The sequence below is a fragment of the Enterovibrio sp. FF113 genome (assembly GCF_041439165.1).
Classification (GTDB): Bacteria; Pseudomonadota; Gammaproteobacteria; order Enterobacterales; family Vibrionaceae; genus Enterovibrio; species Enterovibrio norvegicus_A.
The window spans coordinates 1-21,012 of the sequence record NZ_JBGONO010000033.1; the positions used below are offsets into that span (position 1 = coordinate 1).

Consider the following 21,012-nt stretch of genomic DNA (forward strand, 5'->3'; position numbering starts at 1 on the left):
TTGGACATAAAAAGACCCCCAATAATTGGTCGTCCAACTATTGGGGGTCAGTTCAATTGCAGGCCTTTTTATTTTATTTCAGTCCCTTGCCTTAATTATTTGGCTTGGTAATTATCCAACCATTGCCTGAGCACGTTGAGATCATGACTGTAGCCTTCTTTGATTTCATCAACCCAATCAGTGATATTCTCCCACCATGCAGGCAGTTCAGGCGATTGCGCTTTCTGTGCCACTTTCTGAATGTGCTTCAACCCAATGGAACCAGCAGCCCCCTTGATTTTATGCGCTTCACTGGCGATACCGTCCTGATCTTTCGCCATCATGTTGCTATCAAGGATCTTAAGGTAGTCCGGCATAACCTGCTCAAACATCTCAATGCTTTGGTAAACAGGCGCGGCGCCAACTATGTCAACGTAGGAAGTCAACATGTCGATATCCAACAAGGTATCAAACAGATCGTTTCCTGACACTGTCTGACGTGTCTCAATCATCACTTCTTGATCGACTGAGCATTGCAACGCCAAGCGTTCAATAACACCCGTTACCGCAGCAACACTGATCGGTTTACTGATCGCGTCGTCCATGCCTTTACGGATGTATTCCGTTTTGTCTTTGATCACATTGGCCGTTAGGGCAACCAGTGGCGGAAGCACTGCATCACTGTCTCTGAGCTGTCTGGCAATATCAAAGCCCGTCATGTCAGGCAATTGAATATCCAATAGCAAAAGATCAAAGTGGGCGGTTGGGAAGGCGGTTAATGCCTCGTGACCAGTGCGAGCAACCGTCACCGTATGACCCAAGCTTTCCAGCAGGTTCACTGCCACGGTGATATTAAGTTCAATGTCTTCGACCAAAAGAATATGTAGCGGACTTTGCTCAGCGATCACCACTTCCGTGTTCACTGCAGCTTCGCAAATGGGCACAGCCAAAGAAACAGTAAATGTACTGCCCTCGCCTACTTCAGTATCTACCGTGATATCCCCGCCCATCAAACGTGCCAGCTTGCGTGATACGGCTAATCCGATGCCAGTACCCACGGCATGCAAATTGTCTTCGCCTTGCTGAACTTGGTAGTACATGGCAAAAATCTTCGACACTTCATCTTCAGGGATCCCTATCCCGCTATCTTCAATATCAAATTGCAAATAGGCCGTGTCATCTTCCACATCGCAGCTAACGGTGACATTCACCGCCCCTTGCTTAGTAAACTTCACCGCGTTACCGACTAAATTCCATAAGATTTGGCGTAATCGCGTAGCATCCACTTTTACTGATGCAGGTAACGAGGTGAGCCTATCAAGACTGAATCTCAGCCCTTTTTGCTCAGCCATCAAGGCGCTGATGTTATCAATTTCCGAGACAAAATCAGGCAGGTCGACAGGCTCTGGCATCAGAGAGAGTCGGCTACGATCTGATTTATCCAAATCAATAATGTCGTTAAAGATATTGCCCAGAGTGATCGCGCTGACATGAATGGTACGCAAGTAGCCGAGTTGCTCTTCAGAGAGCTTAGTATCAAGCAGCATACGGCTTAGGCCAACGATGCCATTTAATGGCGTACGCAGTTCATGGCTAATGGTAGAAATAAACGCGGTTTTGTCCTGACTCGCTTTCTCAAGCGCGTCTTGGTAGCGCTTGCGTTCCGTGATCTCTCGACCAAAGCCAACCAATCCCAAGCGACGCCCATCACGTGCATAAAACGGCAGTTTACGCAGCTCAAAATAGGCTTTGCGCCCATCTTTGTATTCCAGCCACTGTTCATAAGTGAGTGATACGCTGTTATCGAACACTTGCTGATCGGTTTCGACGACCTTGCTCGCCACATCTTCGCTATAGACGTCCCAAGGTGTTAGCCCGACCAAATCGCTTTCTGTCTTGCCTGTTAATTCTTCCATGGCTTTATTACAGCCAGAGAATTTCCCTTTTTCGTTACGGTAGTAAATCAAGTCAGGGGAGGCATCGATGAAAGAGCGCAAGAGTGCCGTCTGCTCGGCAAGCTCCACCTGTGCTTTCTCACGTTGATAAACCTCATTCTCCAAATCTACCATCGCCTCTTCGCGTGCTTCTTCTGCACGCTTTCGCTCTTCAATTTCAAGATTGAGCTGAGTAATGTTGTCAGTGAGTTGTCGGTTAAGCTCCATATCACGCGAGCGCATTTCTTCAAGTTTGGATACTAGCTTGGTCAATCGCTGACGCGACTCCTCCAACTGATCCACCACGACAGAAAGAAAATAAACCGCCCAAGGTGTAATAAGGAGACCAAAAAAGACCGAGCGGACGATATCGCTATCATGCACCGTCCCATTGAGGAAAAGAGTGATCCCAACTTGAACAATAACGGCAAGCGCCACCAGCGCGAGTGCCAGCAACATGCTGAAGCGAACAATGCCGAGCTTTACCAGCAAATCGACATAATATTGCGCCAAGAGTTTTATTTGCTTCATTGAACTTCCTGATCAACGTGAGTTGCAGCCATGATAGCCTTGAGTGTCAGGAAGAAAAAGGAAAAGGCGCGAGGTATTTTGTTACGCGCATAACAACGATGCACCGAGCTATGCGGGAAGATTTAAACGGTTTCTTTCACCGTCTGAGACGCTGAAGCGATTTGGTCACGTCCTGCGTTTTTAGCGCGATACAGAGCTCTATCAGCCATGGAAACCAAATCACCATAGTCTTGCCCCGCCTGAGGTCGTAATGTCGCCACGCCTTGGCTCAAGGTCAGCGCTTCTGACACTGCAGAAAATGCATGAGGCATACCCGCCAGTGTTAGCTCATGTGAGATATTTTCCGCTACCACAAGCGCTCCTTGCTCGGTGGTACTAGGAAGCAAAATCGCAAACTCTTCACCACCATAGCGAGCCACGGCATCAAGAGGGCGACGGATAACGTTCTGGAAGACTTGAGCGACGCGCCTCAATGCCTCGTCACCTTGTTGGTGACCATAGTTATCATTATAGGGTTTGAAATAATCGATATCACACAGGATCAGAGACAACGGCTCCTGCTCACGAATATGTGATTGCCACATCTTCACTAGCTGCTCATCAAAGCTGCGTCGGTTAGCCACTTTGGTTAATCCATCTACAAAGCTAAGCTCTTCGAGCTCCATGATGGCGTCAGCCAATTCCTGCTGCGTGGCTTTGCGTGCGGTGACATCACGAGCAATGACCAATACGCCAATCGTCTCGTCCGTTGGGTCACTGAACTGCGTTTTCGTCAGCTCATACCAAACCTGAGAGCCATCACGCTTCATGACCAAGTCTTCGTATTTAATGGTTTCGCCGTTGTCCAATACCGGGTGATCAATTTTTTGGTGTTGAGCCAAAATCTCCGGATCCATCAAATCAGCAGCATGTTCGCCTTCAAGATCGTCATGCATGGCCCCCATGGCCTCAGCAAATGCGGCATTGCCCCCGAGAAATTCATAGTCTTTGTTATATATGCCAATCGGGTCGACACTGGCTTTGAAGATAGATGTCAGCACATTGCTGTGCTTTTTCAGTTGCTGCTCAACTTCCTGGCGGGCTTCTATCTCCTGCTCCATCACCTGACGCATCATGTGCCAGTTGGTAACATCATGACTGATACTCAAGGTGCCATAGATAACATGGTTGTCGTCGCGTAACACGGTTTGACTGGTTTCAAGTAAACAGCTATCCCCATTCGGATTAGTGGTCCAGCTTTGTTGGGTACGACGACCTTCAATTTCTTCTTGTGCGCTAAAGAACACACCTTCTTCTTCGCGACCTTTCCAAAAGCGATCGAACGCCACATTGGAACCGACAATACGGCCTTGGCGGTCTTGAAAACACACCAGTTCAGCCAGTGAATTAATCACGCTGCGAAAAATTTGGCTATCATTTTCAACAAACGGTTCGCTGTAAACCGAGTCAGATTCAGGCTCCAACGAAACAATCCAAGCGCGCTGACCATTGCACCATACTGGCAGGCCAGAAAAACGCGCATTGCGTCGTGCATGCTTGTCGAACCCAGAACGAAAATCAGGCGTCACTTCGATAAAAGGTAGGGGCCAGCGCCGATTGGCCAGCAAGGTGTCGATAGTCTTTCGTTCGCGATCGCCGTCAATATGAAACGAATTATTGTGCTGAGAGATATTGAACAGGCGCACAAAACTGCGGTTAGCATAGAGAATGCTGCCGTCACTCTCGCTCACCATCGCTTTAGGAGAGTGAAGGTTGGCCAGATAGGCTTGCCACGTTTTTGCCGACACCACACGCCGACGGGAAACCCAGAACGATCCCAGGAAAAAAATCACCGATAGCATTAATACCGCTATGGGCATCCACTCACTCATTCATCCATCCTTCGGCCATCATCCTTGAAGCAGCATCATTTTTTTGAATTAACATCACGCTTCATCTTGCCACATGGATATGAAAGAACACGAACAAGGCTTATCTATTTTGCGAACAATTAAGCATTAGTCGCATTAACGCACAAAGTGAAAAGCATCTCCAACCAGACTGCCTTGCGCACCTTTTACTGTCAATGCACGCGCAATATCTGTCATTGCCAGCCAGCGATTTTCACACCACGCCGGCGCCAACAAGGTCGGCTTTCTCGCACTTGCAGATACACGGTGATAGACCACGTTAGAGGGCGTACGTAAGATCATCTCGGACGCACTCTCTGCATAATCGTCCAAAGATATCGCCTGCAAGCGACCAGCACGCCACGCCTTCGCCATGATGCTACCTTCAACAATGTGCAAAGGATGAAGCTTTATCCCGTCAGTCCCCGTTTCAATGACGCGGTCCATGGTGCGAATGTGATCGCTTGCCGTGTCGCCCGGCAGGCCAACAATCAGATGCGTACACACATTCAAGCCCAATGCTCGAGCGCGACGAGTGATCTTGTCATAACACGCAAAATCATGACCACGATTGATACGCTGGAGTGTTTTATCATTCGCCGTTTGCAAACCCAGTTCCAGCCAGATTTCATACCCTTGATCTTTGTAGCTAGCGAGAAGATCCAATACTGCATCCGGCACACAATCTGGTCGCGTTCCTACACAGAGGCCAACAATGTCAGCATATTTCAATACTTCTTCATACATGGCTTTTAGTTTTTCGACTTCTGCGTAAGTGCTGGTATAGGCCTGAAAGTACGCGAGGTAACGTTTCGCACGATCAACGCCAAGAGCGCGCTGAGAAAGCTGCGCTGACACTGAAAGTTGCTGGGCGGTTTCGTCTGCAAATGACGCGACATGACAGAAAGTACAGCCTCCACGACCGATCGTACCATCACGATTAGGACAGCTAAATCCACCATGAAGCGAGAGCTTATGAACTTTTTCGCCATACCTGCGTTGTAAATCCTGACCAAAGGTATTCACCAAATGATGAAGTTCCATCGTCGACCGCCTGTGTTATTGGGTTAAATGAGGAGGGAGGAAAAAAGCGCGCGATGTTATCACCAATGGTTCCGACAAAACCTCGATCAAATCAATATTGGCTCAAACTTTCATCACTCTAATGAAAGTTAATTACATTTCATTTACACATCAAACTTGCCAAATTCTCAGTAAAAATATCGATATTCACTCCTGGTGCCCTATAGTGGTTTTCTATTCACTATTTTCGAAAATCTACTCTTGTGGTGACGATTGCAGAGCAATTGATTGGCAACTTTTTATGGTAATTAAATTTCGACATATGTAGGATAGCTACAGCTGCGTCTAAATTGTGAGCAATATAATTCGCGAAATATGGCACTAATCCAGTGGCTTATTTGGCAATTCAAATGAAACGCAGCATAACTGCATAGGATTGCAGAACGGAGAAGGTTACTACTATTGAGTCAGTGACCGGGTTTGGGTACCGCGAATAGACACATTTTGTCTGTTCAAACTTGGCACCCGCTCAGTCTGTGCCCGCAACAGGTACGGCAAGGGAAGACAAATGCTCCCGCTGCATTTGTGTCAACTGGAAGGACGTAAAAATGACAGATTCAGTGCTACGCACAGAGGGGCTCTATGTGCCCGAAATGGAACACGATGCCTGTGGTATTGGCTTCGTAGCCCACTTGAAAAACAGAAAATCCCACGGGATTGTCACTCAAGCACTTGATATGCTCGCCCGCATGGAACACCGTGGCGGTCAAGGCTGTGACCCATGTAGTGGTGATGGTGCAGGTATTCTTTTACAAAAACCTCACGAATTCTTACTCGAAGAAAGCCGTAAGCTTGGCGTTCAATTGCCATCTGCTGACAAATACGGTGTTGGTGTTATGTTGTTCCCAAGGGATGAAAACAAACGTCAACAATGCCGTGAAATCTTCGAGCGCAACGCAGCACGCCTTGATCTAGAAGTTATCGGTTACCGCGAACTGCCAACCGATAATTCAATGATCGGTGCAGACCCGCTCAGCACAGAGCCTCATTTCGAGCATGCATTTGTTACTGGTGGTGATCACCTTTCTCTCGACGCACTCGAACGCAAGCTATTTGTACTGCGTAACTATACTGTCCGCGTTTGCTTGGAAAGCGTCTCTAACATTGGCGACGATTTCTACATTAACTCTTTTTCTGCCAAGACACTGGTTTACAAAGGCCAGTTGACCACAGAGCAAGTGCCACAGTACTTCTTAGACTTACAAAACCCGTCTATGGTCACGGCGCTGGCATTGGTTCACTCTCGCTTTTCAACCAACACCTTCCCAAGATGGCGACTGGCACAGCCTTTCCGTAACATCGCTCACAATGGTGAAATCAACACCGTTCGCGGTAACTTGAACTGGATGAAAGCACGTGAAGCACTGCTGGAATCAAAACTGTTCAGTGACCAAGAGCTCAAAATGTTGCTGCCTATCTGTCAAGAAGGCGCATCAGACTCAGCTAACTTCGACATGGCACTAGAACTGTTAACACTTTCTGGCCGCAGCATGCCGCACGTACTGATGATGATGGTGCCGGAAGCATGGCAAGAGAAGAAAGACATGGACCCGAAACTCCGTGCTTTCTATCAATTCCACGCCAACATCATGGAACCTTGGGATGGCCCAGCCTCACTATGTTTCACTGATGGCGTTAAAGTTGGTGCAACGCTTGACCGTAATGGCCTGCGTCCTAGCCGCTATACCGTGACAAAAGATGATTACCTCATCATGGCCTCTGAATCAGGTGTGGTAGACATCGAACCAGAAAACATTCACTTCCGTGGCCGTCTGCAACCAGGTCGCATCTTCGTTGCTGATTTGGAACAAGGTCGCATCATCTCTGATGAAGAAGTGAAAAATGAAATTGCTTCTGCTCAACCATACCAAGAGTGGGTTGAGAAGAACTTGCTTCATCTGGACAAGCTTCCAGAAGCAGGCACCAAGAACCACCAGCCATCCCCTGAACGCTTGCTACATCATCAACAAGCTTTCGGCGTGACATCAGAAGAAGTAAATGAAATTCTGCTGCCTATGGCCAAAGACGGGAAAGAGCCGTTAGGTGCAATGGGCGCTGACTGGCCGCTAGCGGTTCTGTCGCACCAATCTCAGCATCTGTCTAACTACTTCAAGCAGCTATTTGCGCAGGTGACCAACCCGCCGATCGACCCGATCCGCGAACGTATGGTGATGTCGCTTAAAACCTACTTGGGTCAAGATCAGAACCTGCTGATTGAAACACCAGAACACTGCCGTAAAGTTGAACTGGAAACCCCAGTACTCAGCAATGCAGAACTAGAAAAACTGCGCGCCATTGATAACGATCACCTCCAAGCAAAAACGTTGGATATCGTTTTCCGTGCAAGCGGCGAAACAGGCAAACTTGAGCGCGCGCTGAAGCGTATTTGCCAATACGCTGAAGATGCCGTTAACGACGGTTACTCAATCATTTTGCTGACTGACCGTGCCGTGAACTCAAACCACGCCGCCATCCCAGCGATGCTGGCTGTTGGTGCTGTTCACCACCATCTGATCCGCAAAGGCTTGCGTGCAAAAGCCGACATCGTTATTGAAACCGGTGACGCGCGTGAAACCCATCACTTCGCCACACTTGTTGGCTACGGTGCAAATGCTGTTAACCCGTACCTGGTCTACGAAACTTTGGTCGATTTGCAGCGTACCAAGAAGCTCGATCCTCAAGCTGATGTAGATGTGCTGTTCGAGAACTACCGCAAATCTATCAATGCTGGCCTGCTGAAAATCTTCTCGAAGATGGGTATTTCTACCCTGCAGTCCTACCATGGCGCTCAGATTTTTGAAGCACTAGGCATCAGCAAAGCCGTGGTTGATAAGTACTTCACCGGTACCGTTTCACGCATCCAAGGCTTGAGCATTGACGACATTGCCAAAGAAGTGTTGGTTCGTCACCGTGTCGGTTACCCAACACGTGAAATTCCAGTTCAAATGCTAGATGTAGGTGGTGTTTACCAGTGGAAACAGCGTGGTGAAAAACACCTGTTTAACCCTGAAACGATCCACTTACTTCAAAATTCAACACGCAACAAAGACCTCAAGCAATTTAAAGAGTATTGCCACGCAGTTGATAGCCAAGGTGATGATGCAGCGACACTGCGCAGCCAGTTCGACTTTGTGAAAAACCCTGCAGGAAGCATTCCTCTGGAAGAAGTCGAGTCGATTGAAACCATCTTGAAGCGCTTTGCAACAGGTGCTATGAGCTTTGGTTCTATCTCTCACGAAGCGCACTCAACCCTTGCTGTCGCTATGAACCGCATCGGTGCGAAATCGAACTCCGGTGAAGGTGGTGAAGACCCAATCCGTTTCGATAAGAAAGAAAACGGCGATTGGGAGCGCTCGGCAATCAAACAGGTTGCTTCTGGCCGCTTCGGTGTGACCTCTTACTATCTGACCAACGCCGCTGAAATCCAAATCAAAATGGCACAAGGCGCGAAGCCTGGCGAAGGTGGTCAGCTACCAGGTCATAAAGTTGATGATTGGATTGGTCGTACGCGTCACTCAACCCCAGGGGTTGGTCTGATTTCGCCACCACCACACCATGATATTTACTCCATCGAAGATTTGGCGCAGCTGATCTACGACCTGAAAAATGCCAACCGCGAAGCACGTATTAACGTCAAGTTAGTATCAGAAGCCGGTGTCGGTACGATTGCATCAGGCGTTGCGAAAGCAAAAGCCGATGTCGTGCTGATTGCAGGTTTTGATGGCGGTACAGGTGCATCGCCACTGTCGTCGATCAAACACGCAGGTCTGCCTTGGGAGCTGGGTCTAGCGGAAACGCACCAAACGCTGCTCAAGAATGGTCTTCGTAACCGTATCGTCGTGCAATCAGATGGCCAGATGAAAACACCTCGTGACCTTGCCGTCGCAACCTTGCTGGGTGCTGAAGAATGGGGCGTCGCGACAGCAGCGCTGGTTGTTGAAGGTTGTATCATGATGCGTAAGTGTCACCTCAACACCTGTCCTGTTGGTATCGCAACCCAAGACAAAACCCTGCGTGAGCGCTTTGACGGCCGCGTAGAAGATATCGTTACCTTCTTCACTTACATGGCCGAAGGCTTGCGTGAAGTGATGGCAGAGCTTGGCTACCGCACTATCAACGAAATGGTCGGCCAATCTCAGCACCTGAAAGTGCGCAGCGATGTGGGCCACTGGAAATACAAAAACCTCGACCTCAATGTTGTTCTTCACAAAGAAGAGCCACGTGAAGGCGACGGCATGTATTGCCAACGCGAACAAAACCACAGCTTGGAAGCCGTTCTAGACCGCCGTCTGATTGAAGCCGCATCTAGCGCGCTTTATGAAGGCCGTAAGGTTGATACAGAATTTGCTATCGTCAACACAGACCGTAGTGCCGGCACCATGCTGTCGAACGAAATTTCGAAGATCTACAAAGACCAAGGCTTGCCACAACAAATGAACGTGAAGTTCAAAGGTTCGGCGGGTCAAAGCTTCGGTGCATTCCTTGCTAAAGGTGTGGCGTTCGAAGTGGAAGGTGATGCGAACGACTACTGGGGTAAAGGCTTATCTGGCGGCACCTTGGTGCTGTACCCAGACGCGAAAAGTGACATCATCGCAGAAGACAACATCATCGTGGGTAACGTCTGTTTCTACGGTGCAACCTCTGGTGAGTCATTCATTCGCGGTGTAGCGGGCGAACGTTTCTGCGTACGTAACTCCGGTGCAAAAGTCGTTGTCGAAGGTATCGGTGACCATGGTTGTGAATACATGACAGGTGGTGTGGCTGTCGTTCTAGGCCAAACGGGTCGTAACTTCGCCGCAGGCATGAGTGGCGGTGTTGCTTATATCTGGGATCAGTTTGAGAACTTTGAGTCCAAACTCAATCCTGAGCTGGTTGATTTGGATCCGCTTGACGCTGAAGACATTGAGTTGCTGAAAGAACTGATTGGTAAACACCAAGCATTCACAGGCAGTTCAGTCGCAGAGACCTTCATGTCTAACGTTGAAGAGAACCTCAAGCGCGTTGTTAAAGTCATGCCGCGTGATTACAAAGCGGTACTGGAACAACGTAAAGCGGAAGCCGAAAACAAGGAAGAAGTGGAGGCTGTAAATGGGTAAGCCAACAGGTTTTATGGAATTTGGCCGTGAATTACCGGCCAAGAAAGATCCGGCTGTTCGTATTCAAGACAACAAGGAATTTGTCCTGAACGAAGAGTTTGGCAAAAAAATTAACGAGCAATCGTCACGCTGTATGGATTGTGGTGTCCCGTTTTGTCATAACGGCTGCCCAATCGGTAACATCATTCCAGAGTTTAATGACGCGGTATATCGTGACAGCTGGGAAGAAGCGTGGAACATCTTGAGTTCAACCAATAACTTCCCAGAGTTCACTGGTCGAGTATGTCCCGCGCCTTGTGAAACATCGTGTGTGTTGGGCATTAACCAAGATCCGATTACTATCTGTAACATTGAAAAGACCATTGTTGAAACGGCCTACCGTGACGGCTATGCCAAGCCGAAGATCCCAACATCTCGCACAGGCAAGAAAGTCGCCATCATCGGTTCAGGCCCTGCCGGTCTGTCTGCTGCAGAACAGCTAAACAGTGCAGGTCACAACGTGACTGTGTTTGAGCGCGATGAAAAAGTCGGTGGCCTACTTCGTTTCGGTATCCCTGATTTCAAACTGGGCATGGATATTATTGATCGCAAGATCAATCTAATGGCCGAAGCGGGTGTTGAATTTGTGGTTAACGCGCACGTGGGTGTCACTGTTAACGCACAGCAAATTCGTCAAGATTTCGATGTTGTACTGCTAACGGGTGGCTCAACCGTGCCACGCGATTTACCTATTCCAGGTCGCGATTTGAAAGGTGTTCACTTCGCGATGGAATTTCTCGGTCAAAACAATCGCCGTGCAAACGGCATGGATTTGAAAACCGAAGAAATTCACGCCAAAGACAAGCACATTGTCGTCATTGGCGGTGGTGATACCGGTTCTGACTGTGTGGGGACATCAAATCGCCACGGTGCAAAAAGCATTACACAGGTTGAGATCATGCCGATCCCGCCTGAAAAACGCCCGGCGAATATGCCTTGGCCGCAATATCCAATGATCATGCGCACATCGACTTCTCATGAAGAAGGTTGTGACCGTCATTGGAACATCTTGACCAAAGAGTTTATCGGTGATGATGCGGGCAATGTAAAAGCCCTGCGCATCTCTGACATTGTTTGGAAAGATGCAGCGCCAGGTGAACGCCCAGGCTTTGAAGAAATAGCAGGGTCAGAGCGCGTCATCCCTTGCGACCACGCATTCCTTGCTATGGGTTTCTTGCACCCAGAGCCACAAGGTGTGCTGGCGCAGCTTGATGTTGCTATCGATGATCGTGGCAATGTCGCGACAACCAGCTACCAGACTAGCCAAAAAGGTGTCTTTGCTGCAGGCGATATGCGTACCGGTCAGTCACTAGTCGTACGTTGTATCAACGAAGGCCGAGAGTGCGCCCGTGCTGTCGATACTTATCTGATGGGAGACACGCATCTTGAAGCCAAAGCGGACTCCTTGATGCTCTCTGCATAATTATAAGTAAGTGTTATCTTCCAGTTTTGCCAGCCCCTGCGGCTGGCTTTTTTCTTTCCGATATTTTTTAGTGATAGTAGCCTCAGACTAATCCAGCCTTTCAGCAAATAAAACTCACTGCTAATACACCAAAAACCATTGACTTTCTTCCTAGCAATCTCTGCGACTTACTTAAAAAAACCGCGATAAAACACTGACTTCAAATGCCATTTTCGATATATATCCCTGTTAATAGGTGAAGTTAATGTCATGTGACGAAATTTGACCTGATCATCAATAATCGATAACGTGCAGGGTTGGAACAACTACTATCCATCTCAGTTATTCGATAAACAATGTCAGGAAGACATAAAGAACTGCAGTCACTGCTTGGAGCAGTCGCAAGGGAGAATTGCAATGTCGCTGTATGATCCGATGCTGGAAAAAGACAACTGTGGCTTTGGTTTGATCGCCCATACCGAGGGCGAAGCTAGCCACAAACTTGTCCGCACAGCCATATCCGCACTAGACCGAATGACCCACCGAGGTGCCATCAATGCAGATGGTAAAACCGGTGATGGTTGTGGATTATTGCTTCAAAAACCCGATGCTTTTTTCCGCATCATTGCCGAAGAGAACGACTGGACGCTCAGTAAGCTCTATGGCGTGGGGATGATATTTCTAAGTAAAGACCCGGAAAAAGCCCAACGAGCAAAAGCGATTTTCGCCCGCGAAATTGAAGCAGAAACCCTGTCCATTGTGGGTTGGCGTGAAGTACCGACCAATCATGATGTGCTGGGCGAAATTGCCCTCACCTCAGTGCCGACCATAGAACAAGTCTTTATTAATGGTCCTGCAGGCTGGCGCGCACGCGATTTAGAACGTCGCTTGTATATTGCCCGCCGCCGCGCTGAAAAAGCGATACAAGACGACAATGATTTTTATATCACAAGCCTTTCGACCCGTACGATCGTCTACAAAGGCCTGTGCATGCCAGCCGATCTACCAAGGTTCTACCTTGATCTTGCGGATCTCCGTTTAGAGTCTTCTATCTGCTTGTTCCACCAGCGTTTCTCAACAAACACGACGCCTCGATGGCCATTGGCTCAACCCTTTCGCTATTTGGCGCACAATGGTGAGATCAACACCATTGAAGGCAACAGACAGTGGGCTCGAGCACGTGCCTACAAATTTAAGTCGCCACTTTTACCCGACCTTTCTGAAGCGGCACCCTTTGTAAACGAAACAGGGTCTGACAGCTCAAGCCTCGATAACATGCTTGAAGTCTTCCTTGCTGGCGGCATGGATCTGTTCCGAGCGATGCGCATGCTCGTGCCGCCTGCTTGGCAAAACCACCCCGACATGCCAGAAGATCTGCGTGCCTTTTATGATTTCAACTCCATGCACATGGAGCCGTGGGATGGCCCAGCGGGTATCGTGATGTCAGATGGGCGCTATGCCGCCTGTAACCTTGATAGAAATGGCCTTCGACCGGCACGCTATGTGGTGACCAAAGATAAATTGATCACCCTGGCATCAGAAGTCGGCATTTGGGATTATGCGCCTGATGAAGTGGCCGAAAAAGGCCGTGTTGGCCCTGGAGAGCTGCTTGTTATCGACACTTTTGAAGGTGAAGTTTGGCACTCCGCTGACATCGATAACGATCTCAAAAGTCGCCATCCTTACAAGGCTTGGCTAGATAAAAACGTTCGCCGTTTAACCCCATTTGAAGACATGGATCCCGCTGACCGAGCAGGTCAACGCGCCATGGAAGACGACGAGTTACATATCTACCAAAAACTCTTTGGCGTTTCAGGCGAGGAACTCGATCAAGTATTGCGCGTTTTAGGTGACATAGGCCAAGAAGCCACAGGATCAATGGGCGATGACACACCAATGGCTGTGTTGTCTTCAAAATCGCGAAATGTGGCAGACTACTTCCGTCAAAAATTCGCCCAAGTAACCAACCCGCCAATCGACCCACTGCGTGAAAATCATGTTATGTCACTCGCGACCTCAATTGGCCGTGAGAAGAATGTGTTCTCAGAGACAGATGGCCACGCACATCGCGTTGCGTTTAAGAGCCCTGTTCTGCTCTATTCTGACATGGTGCAGCTACTTGAATTGGACGATGAATACTACCGCAACAGCATCATCGACATTAACTTCAATCCTGAAGAAAAAGACCTCCAACAAGCGATTGTAGCGATGTGCGATCAGGTTGAACGTGTCGTACAAGACGGTACTGTATTAGTCGTGCTCTCTGACCGTGGCATCGCAAAAAACAAACTGCCTATTCCAGCCGCAATGGCGGTCGGCGCGGCGCAACAACGTTTGGTCAATGCAAACCTGCGTTGCGATGCCAACATCGTGATAGAAACGGCATCGGCGCGTGACCCTCACCAATTCGCGGTACTGCTCGGATTTGGCGCAACGGCGGTTTATCCGTACTTGGCTTACGAATCGATTGGTAAAATGATCGAGAATAAGATCATCGACAAAACCATGGCAGATGCCCTGTTGAATTTCAGAAATGGTATTCAAAAAGGCCTGTTCAAAATCATGTCGAAGATGGGCATTTCCACCATCGCCTCCTACCGTTGCTCGCAGCTTTTCGAAGCCGTTGGTCTAAATGACAACATCGTTAATCTGTGTTTCAAAGGTGTTGCGAGCCGAATTCAGGGCGCTGACTTTGATGATTTCCAGCAAGACTTAGTCAATTTATCGCGCCAAGCATGGTTAAAGCGCAAGCCCATTGATAATGGTGGATTGCTGAAATACATGCATGGCGGCGAATACCATGCTTACAACCCAGACGTGGTCAATAACCTGCAAGCTGCGGTTAAATCTGGCGACAGCATCGATTACAAAACGTATGCCGATACCGTCAATAATCGCCCAGTGTCATCACTGCGCGATCTCATGCGTATCAAACCAGCTGACACGCCGACAGCACTTGACGACGTAGAGCCAGCGAGCGAACTGTTTAAACGCTTTGACTCAGCAGCCATGTCTATTGGCGCACTAAGCCCTGAAGCACACGAAGCGCTTGCCATTGCCATGAACCGCCTTGGCGGCAATTCAAACTCTGGCGAAGGTGGCGAAGATCCTCGACGCTTTAACACGGAGCGTAACTCGCGGATCAAGCAAATTGCATCCGGCCGTTTTGGCGTCACACCGCATTACCTAACAAATGCCGATGTGCTTCAAATCAAAGTAGCGCAAGGCGCAAAGCCAGGTGAAGGAGGACAACTCCCCGGACACAAAGTCACCGCAGAAATTGCGCAATTGCGCCACTCAGTGCAAGGCGTGACGCTGATTTCTCCACCGCCACACCATGACATTTACTCAATCGAAGATTTGGCTCAGCTCATCTTCGATCTAAAACAAGTCAACCCGAGTGCATTGGTTTCGGTGAAACTGGTTTCCGAACCCGGCGTCGGCACGATAGCAGTGGGTGTCGCCAAAGCTTACGCTGATTTGATCACCATCTCCGGCTATGACGGTGGCACAGGGGCAAGCCCACTGACATCGGTAAAATACGCGGGTAGTCCTTGGGAACTCGGCCTTGCTGAAACGCAACAAGCCTTGGTGGCGAATGGCCTTCGCCATAAAATACGCTTGCAAGTGGATGGCGGTTTAAAAACGGGATTAGACATTATCAAGGGTACCATTTTGGGTGCAGAAAGCTTTGGTTTTGGTACTGCGCCTATGGTCGCCTTAGGGTGTAAATACCTTCGTATTTGTCACCTTAATAACTGCGCGACAGGGGTTGCGACGCAAGATGACACTCTGCGCCGCGAATACTTCAAAGGGCTGCCAGAACAAGTCATGAACTTCTTCAAAGGTCTTGGCGAAGAAGTCCGTGAATTGATGGCGCTACTTGGGGTTGAAAAACTCACTGACCTTATCGGTCGCACCGATCTTCTTGAGGTGGTCGAAGGCTTTACAGCCAAGCAGCTCAAGCTTGATTTGAGCCATATTTTGGAAAGCCCAACGCCAGTAAAAGGCAAAACGGTGTACTGGAGCGAACCAAACCCACCGTTTGATAAAGCCATCCTCAACAAAACATTGGTTGAAACCTTTGCGGATTCAATCGAACGACGCCGACCTGCTAGCGCGTACCTGAACGTCAAAAACACGGACCGTTCAGTGGGTGCCACTTTGTCAGGAGCCATCGCCAAACGCTATGGCAACCAAGGCATGGCAGCAACACCACTGAACATTCAACTGCAAGGTACCGCAGGACAATCACTTGGCGTATGGAACGCTGGCGGTGTGAACATCACACTCACCGGGGATGCGAACGATTACGTGGGTAAAGGCATGGCTGGCGGCAAGATCGTCATTAAGCCGCCGATTGGATCCGCGTTTAAATCGCATCTATCCACCATCATTGGTAACACCTGTTTGTACGGTGCCACTGGCGGAAAATTGTTTGCCGCGGGAACCGCAGGTGAACGTTTTGCGGTGCGTAATTCTGGGGCGCTCGCCGTCGTGGAAGGTGCTGGCGACAATGCGTGTGAATACATGACCGGCGGTATCGTCGCGATTCTCGGCCACACTGGCGTGAACTTCGGTGCAGGCATGACGGGCGGCTTTGCGTATGTGTTAGATGAAACTGGCGATTTCGCAGGTCGCGTTAACCCTGAATTGGTTGAGGCCTTGTCTCTCGATAAATTAACCATTCATCAAGAACACCTCCGTGGTCTGATTGATCAACATCTGGAACTCACTGGCTCACCTCGTGCTCAGGAAATTCTTGCGGATTTTGAACAATGGATCAGTAAATTTTATCTGGTGAAATCTAAAGCGGCAGACGTTCGTTCTCTGCTCGGTCACCAAAGCCGAAGTGCAGCTGAGCTGCGCGTTCAGGCCCAATAACGGAGGATCTTATGAGCCAGAACGTATACCAATTTATTGATGTTCAGCGTATGGACCCGCGCAAAAAACCAATCAAAGCGCGTAAAACACAGTTTGTCGAAATTTATGAGCCCTTTACAGGCAAGCAAGCATCCGCGCAATCTGACCGCTGCTTAGATTGTGGTAACCCGTATTGCGAATGGAAATGTCCTGTTCACAACTACATTCCTCAATGGCTAAAACTGGCGAATGAAGGCCGTATCATTGAAGCGGTTGAACTGTCGCACCAAACCAACAGTTTGCCTGAGGTGTGTGGGCGAGTTTGCCCACAAGATCGCTTGTGTGAAGGATCTTGTACCCTGAATAATGACTTTGGTGCCGTCACCATCGGAAACGTCGAAAAATACATTACGGATAAAGCCTTCGAAATGGGCTGGAAACCGGACATGTCTGGCGTGGAATGGACAGACAAGAAAGTCGCCATCATTGGTGCCGGCCCTGCAGGTCTTGCCTGCGCAGATGTGCTGGTAAGAAATGGCGTGAAGCCTGTTGTGTTTGATCGCTACCCAGAAATCGGGGGCTTGCTGACGTTCGGTATTCCGTCATTCAAACTAGAAAAAGACATCATGCGAAATCGTCAGCGCATCTTCTCCGACATGGGCGTCGAATTTCAGCTCAATACCGAAGTGGGTTCAGACGTGAGCATGGACACACTGCTGAAAGATTACGATGCCGTCTTCCTTGGCGTCGGCACGTACAAATCTATGCGTGCAGGCCTTGCTAATGAAGATGCGCCAGGTGTCTACGACGCACTGCCGTTTCTGATTGCCAATACCTACCGAGTGATGGAACTTGAAGGCGATGCGCCTGAGTTTATTGACATGGCAGGGAAACAAGTTGTCGTACTGGGTGGCGGTGATACTGCCATGGACTGTGTGCGCACGTCTGTTCGACACGGAGCTAAAAGCGTGGTGTGTGCTTATCGCCGCGATGAGGAAAACATGCCAGGCTCACGTCGAGAAGTGAAGAATGCCAAAGAAGAAGGCGTAAACTTCATGTTCAACCTACAACCTCTGGGCCTTGAGTTGGACAGCAACGGTAAGGTTAACGGCGTCAACGTGGTGAAAACTCAACTCGGCGAACCTGATGCTGCGGGTCGCCGTCGTCCTGAACCGGTTGAAGGTAGCGAACACGTGCTGCCTGCCGATGCCGTCATCATGGCATTTGGCTTCCAGCCTCACCAAATGGCGTGGCTTGAACCGTTCAACGTCGACCTTGACCCATGGGGGCGCATCCAAGCGCCATCACAAAGCGCATTCCCTTACCAAACCACCAACAGCAAGATTTTTGCCGGTGGTGATGCAGTAAGAGGCTCAGATCTTGTCGTGACCGCCATCGATGAAGGACGAAAAGCTGCAGACGGGATTATGGACTTCCTCGAAGTCTAACTTTCAGTGAGTTTGAATCATCACTAAAAAGTGCTCGTAAGAGCACTTTTTTTTCGTCCGAATTTACCGCCATGTTACACTCAGGTCATTCCCAAAAACCGAACGAGAATGAACATGAAAGTTGGTATTATCGGTGCCATGGAGCAGGAAGTGACCCTGCTTAAAAACCAAATCAACAACGGCCAACTACAAGAAATTGCGGGCTGCAAATTTTACACGGGTGACATGAACGGTGTTGATGTCGTGCTATTGCAATCAGGTATCGGCAAAGTCGCCGCCGCCGTTGGTACCTCTGTGCTGCTTGATCATTTCAAAGCGACGCTGGTTATCAATACGGGTTCAGCGGGCGGTTTTGATCCGTCGTTGAATTTGGGCGATGTTGTGATTTCTACCGACGTGGCTTACCACGATGCTGACGTGACTGCGTTTGGTTACACCATGGGTCAAATGGCTGGCCAGCCTGCCACGTTTACCTCTGATGCAGCATTGATGGATATAGCAGAACAAGCACTGGCAGCAATGGAGCCAGCGCCCCATGCGGTTCGTGGCCTGATCTGTACTGGTGATGCCTTTGTTTGCACCGCAGAGCGCCAAAACTACATCCGTGAACATTTCCCGAATGTCATTGCGGTAGAAATGGAAGCAGCCGCCATCGCGCAAGCTTGCCACCAGTTCAACGTCCCGTTTGTCGTGGTTCGCGCCATCTCTGATGTCGCAGACAAAGAATCACCAATGACGTTTGACGAATTCCTGCCACTGGCAGCGAAAAGCTCAAGCGCCATGGTTGAAAAAATGGTCGACTTGCTGAAAGCATAATGACCGAGCTCCCTACCCCGCTTGAGGCACTACTGGGATATTCCACGTTGCTTGCGATGTGGGGAGCATTGCTATTGCATTGGTTTTTCCCCATCCCAAGGGAGTTTAATCCCCTTTCTTTGTGGCGACAGGTAGCAACAGCCATTGCCGAAAAGGTAAACCACGCCGACGATCCCCCTTCTCAGCAACGTTTAGCCGGTGGCCTATCGCTTGCCATCATGTGGCTAACACTCGCCACACTGCTTATTGCCTTACAACAAATCGTCTGGGTACCTTGGCTGTTTGATTTGCTTTTGCTGTGGCTCTCTCTCAGTTGGAAACCCCTGACAGATACCGTGCTTGAACTTGAGGCGACCTTACTTCGCCAAGATAAACCCGGCGCGCGAACCTTGCTGGCAAAATCAATCAATCGTGACACGCAATCCCTGTCTCCTGTCGGCATTGCCAAAGCTGGATGTGAGACTTTGCTGATGGGTTATTCTCGCGGTTTGATTGGCATCCTCTTTTGGTACGCCATCGGTGGGGGTATTGCTGCGTTTCTATATACCTTAATTGTTCAACTTGCCCGCTGCTGGCCAACACGGCGTGGCGACTATGCGCAATTTGGTCTCGCAACGTCCGTCTTTCTCAGTGTTGTCGATGCTGTACCAGCAAGGCTATTTGCCCTGCTCATCGCAATGGGTCATCGCTTTGAGCCTTCAGTTACCGCCATTAGGGAGCAAGGAAGAAGTTGGTCCGCAAATGGCGCAGGCTGGATACTGGCCGCATCAGGTGCCAAGTTTCAACTCGCACTCGGTGGCCCTGCCATATACGATGATGAAAAAATCTCGCGCCCGCGTATTGGCGGCGAAATCGCGCCTTCACCTTTGCATTTGGCCCTACTCAATCAACAGTTACGGCAAAAAGCCCTGCTGTGGATCCTGACTCAAAGCTTCCTTATGTGGTTCGCACACGGATTATTATGATGTTTCGCTATTTCGTCTTTTTGTTGTGCTTGCCCACCATAGTGCTAGCAGCTCCCCTTCGCGTTATTAGTTTGTCACCGCACACGACAGAGTTAGCCTTTGAAGCTGGCCTAGGAAAAAATCTTATTGCGGTCAGTGCACACAGCGACTACCCGCCACAAGCGCTAGCGTTGGAACAAGTCGCCAACTTTCGAGGTATTAACATAGAACGTGTGGTCACGCTAAAACCTGATTTAGTATTGGCATGGAAAGGCGGCAATCCAGATCGTGAATTGGCAAAGCTTGAGCGCTTAGGCATCGAGGTGTTCTATTCCAACCCACACTCACTTTATGATGCAGCAGATAACATCGAAAAACTCGGTGAGTGGTCAACCAACCCAAGCCACGCAAAGGCTCGCGCTGACGAGGTTCGCAATGAATTAGTCGCCATAGAAGCCGCGCAAAAAGGTAAACCTCGCATCCCGTACTTTTATCAGCTGAGTGACTCCCCATTGATGACAAACAACGGTGATCATTGGCCTCAACCACTGTTTTCATTGTGTGGCGGCGAAAATATTTTCACCAACAGCGCTGCGCCCTATCCACAAGTGAGCATGGAACAGGTGATTGTCAGAAAGCCTAAAGCCATTTTTTACCCCTCAGCCAAGGCAATGCCATTGGGGGGCTGGGACAAGTGGGCTGATTTCATTCCCGCGGTCAAAAATAACAACATCTTTGCGATAAGTGGTGATTGGTTGAATCGCCCAACCCCACGCGCACTCAAGGCCGTAAAACAAATCTGTACCGCCTTTGATCAGGTAAGAAGCGATCTTGATCACTAATTCAAATTCTGGTTCACGAGCCGCGTAAACATCGGATTGCTCGATAAGGGTTTTCACGTACAATCGCGCGCGATTTACTGGCCTATGGCGATGAATATAAGGCCCTTCGTTTGATGCGATGTGCCTCACTTTGGGAATGGAACTGC

Annotated in this window: 10 protein-coding genes; 7 read left to right on the top strand and 3 right to left on the bottom strand. The window is 49.3% G+C overall.

What is annotated here, in order from left to right:
• Positions 1–95: 95 nt before the first annotated feature.
• The 3 genes from arcB to ACED36_RS20300 form a co-directional block, all read right to left on the bottom strand.
• Positions 96–2,444, bottom strand: coding sequence for an aerobic respiration two-component sensor histidine kinase ArcB (gene arcB / locus ACED36_RS20290; RefSeq protein WP_016961730.1), 2,349 nt, complete (start codon positions 2,442–2,444; stop codon positions 96–98).
• Between the two features lie 122 nt (positions 2,445–2,566).
• Complete coding sequence (locus tag ACED36_RS20295) at positions 2,567–4,315, bottom strand: diguanylate cyclase domain-containing protein (protein WP_016961732.1); 1,749 nt, start codon at positions 4,313–4,315, stop codon at positions 2,567–2,569.
• A gap of 135 nt (positions 4,316–4,450) precedes the next feature.
• Positions 4,451–5,377 (bottom strand): TIGR01212 family radical SAM protein, encoded by a 927-nt coding sequence (locus tag ACED36_RS20300; protein WP_371733770.1) that lies wholly within the window; start codon positions 5,375–5,377, stop codon positions 4,451–4,453.
• 587 nt (positions 5,378–5,964) lie between these two features.
• On the opposite strand from ACED36_RS20300, the gene gltB (ACED36_RS20305) reads away from it, so the two are divergent.
• The 7 genes from gltB (ACED36_RS20305) (at position 5,965) to btuF (ending at position 20,866) form a co-directional block, all read left to right on the top strand.
• On the top strand, positions 5,965–10,512 hold the full coding sequence (gltB, locus tag ACED36_RS20305; RefSeq protein WP_016961734.1) for a glutamate synthase large subunit: 4,548 nt from the start codon (positions 5,965–5,967) through the stop codon (positions 10,510–10,512).
• On the top strand, positions 10,505–11,974 hold the full coding sequence (locus tag ACED36_RS20310; RefSeq protein WP_016961735.1) for a glutamate synthase subunit beta: 1,470 nt from the start codon (positions 10,505–10,507) through the stop codon (positions 11,972–11,974). The genes gltB (ACED36_RS20305) and ACED36_RS20310 overlap by 8 nt, the downstream gene beginning before the upstream one ends.
• A 396-nt stretch (positions 11,975–12,370) precedes the next feature.
• On the top strand, positions 12,371–16,837 hold the full coding sequence (gene gltB / locus ACED36_RS20315; RefSeq protein ID WP_016961737.1) for a glutamate synthase large subunit: 4,467 nt from the start codon (positions 12,371–12,373) through the stop codon (positions 16,835–16,837).
• A gap of 11 nt (positions 16,838–16,848) precedes the next feature.
• Entirely contained in the window at positions 16,849–18,264 is a 1,416-nt protein-coding gene (locus ACED36_RS20320; RefSeq protein WP_016961738.1) for an FAD-dependent oxidoreductase, read from the top strand.
• 114 nt (positions 18,265–18,378) lie between these two features.
• Complete coding sequence (mtnN, locus tag ACED36_RS20325) at positions 18,379–19,080, top strand: 5'-methylthioadenosine/S-adenosylhomocysteine nucleosidase (protein ID WP_016961739.1); 702 nt, start codon at positions 18,379–18,381, stop codon at positions 19,078–19,080.
• Positions 19,080–20,045, top strand: a complete 966-nt coding sequence (locus tag ACED36_RS20330; RefSeq protein WP_016961740.1) for a cobalamin biosynthesis family protein — start codon at positions 19,080–19,082, stop codon at positions 20,043–20,045. Before mtnN ends, ACED36_RS20330 begins: the two co-directional genes overlap by 1 nt.
• Complete coding sequence (gene btuF, locus ACED36_RS20335) at positions 20,045–20,866, top strand: vitamin B12 ABC transporter substrate-binding protein BtuF (protein WP_016961742.1); 822 nt, start codon at positions 20,045–20,047, stop codon at positions 20,864–20,866. Before ACED36_RS20330 ends, btuF begins: the two co-directional genes overlap by 1 nt.
• Positions 20,867–21,012 lie beyond the last annotated feature (146 nt).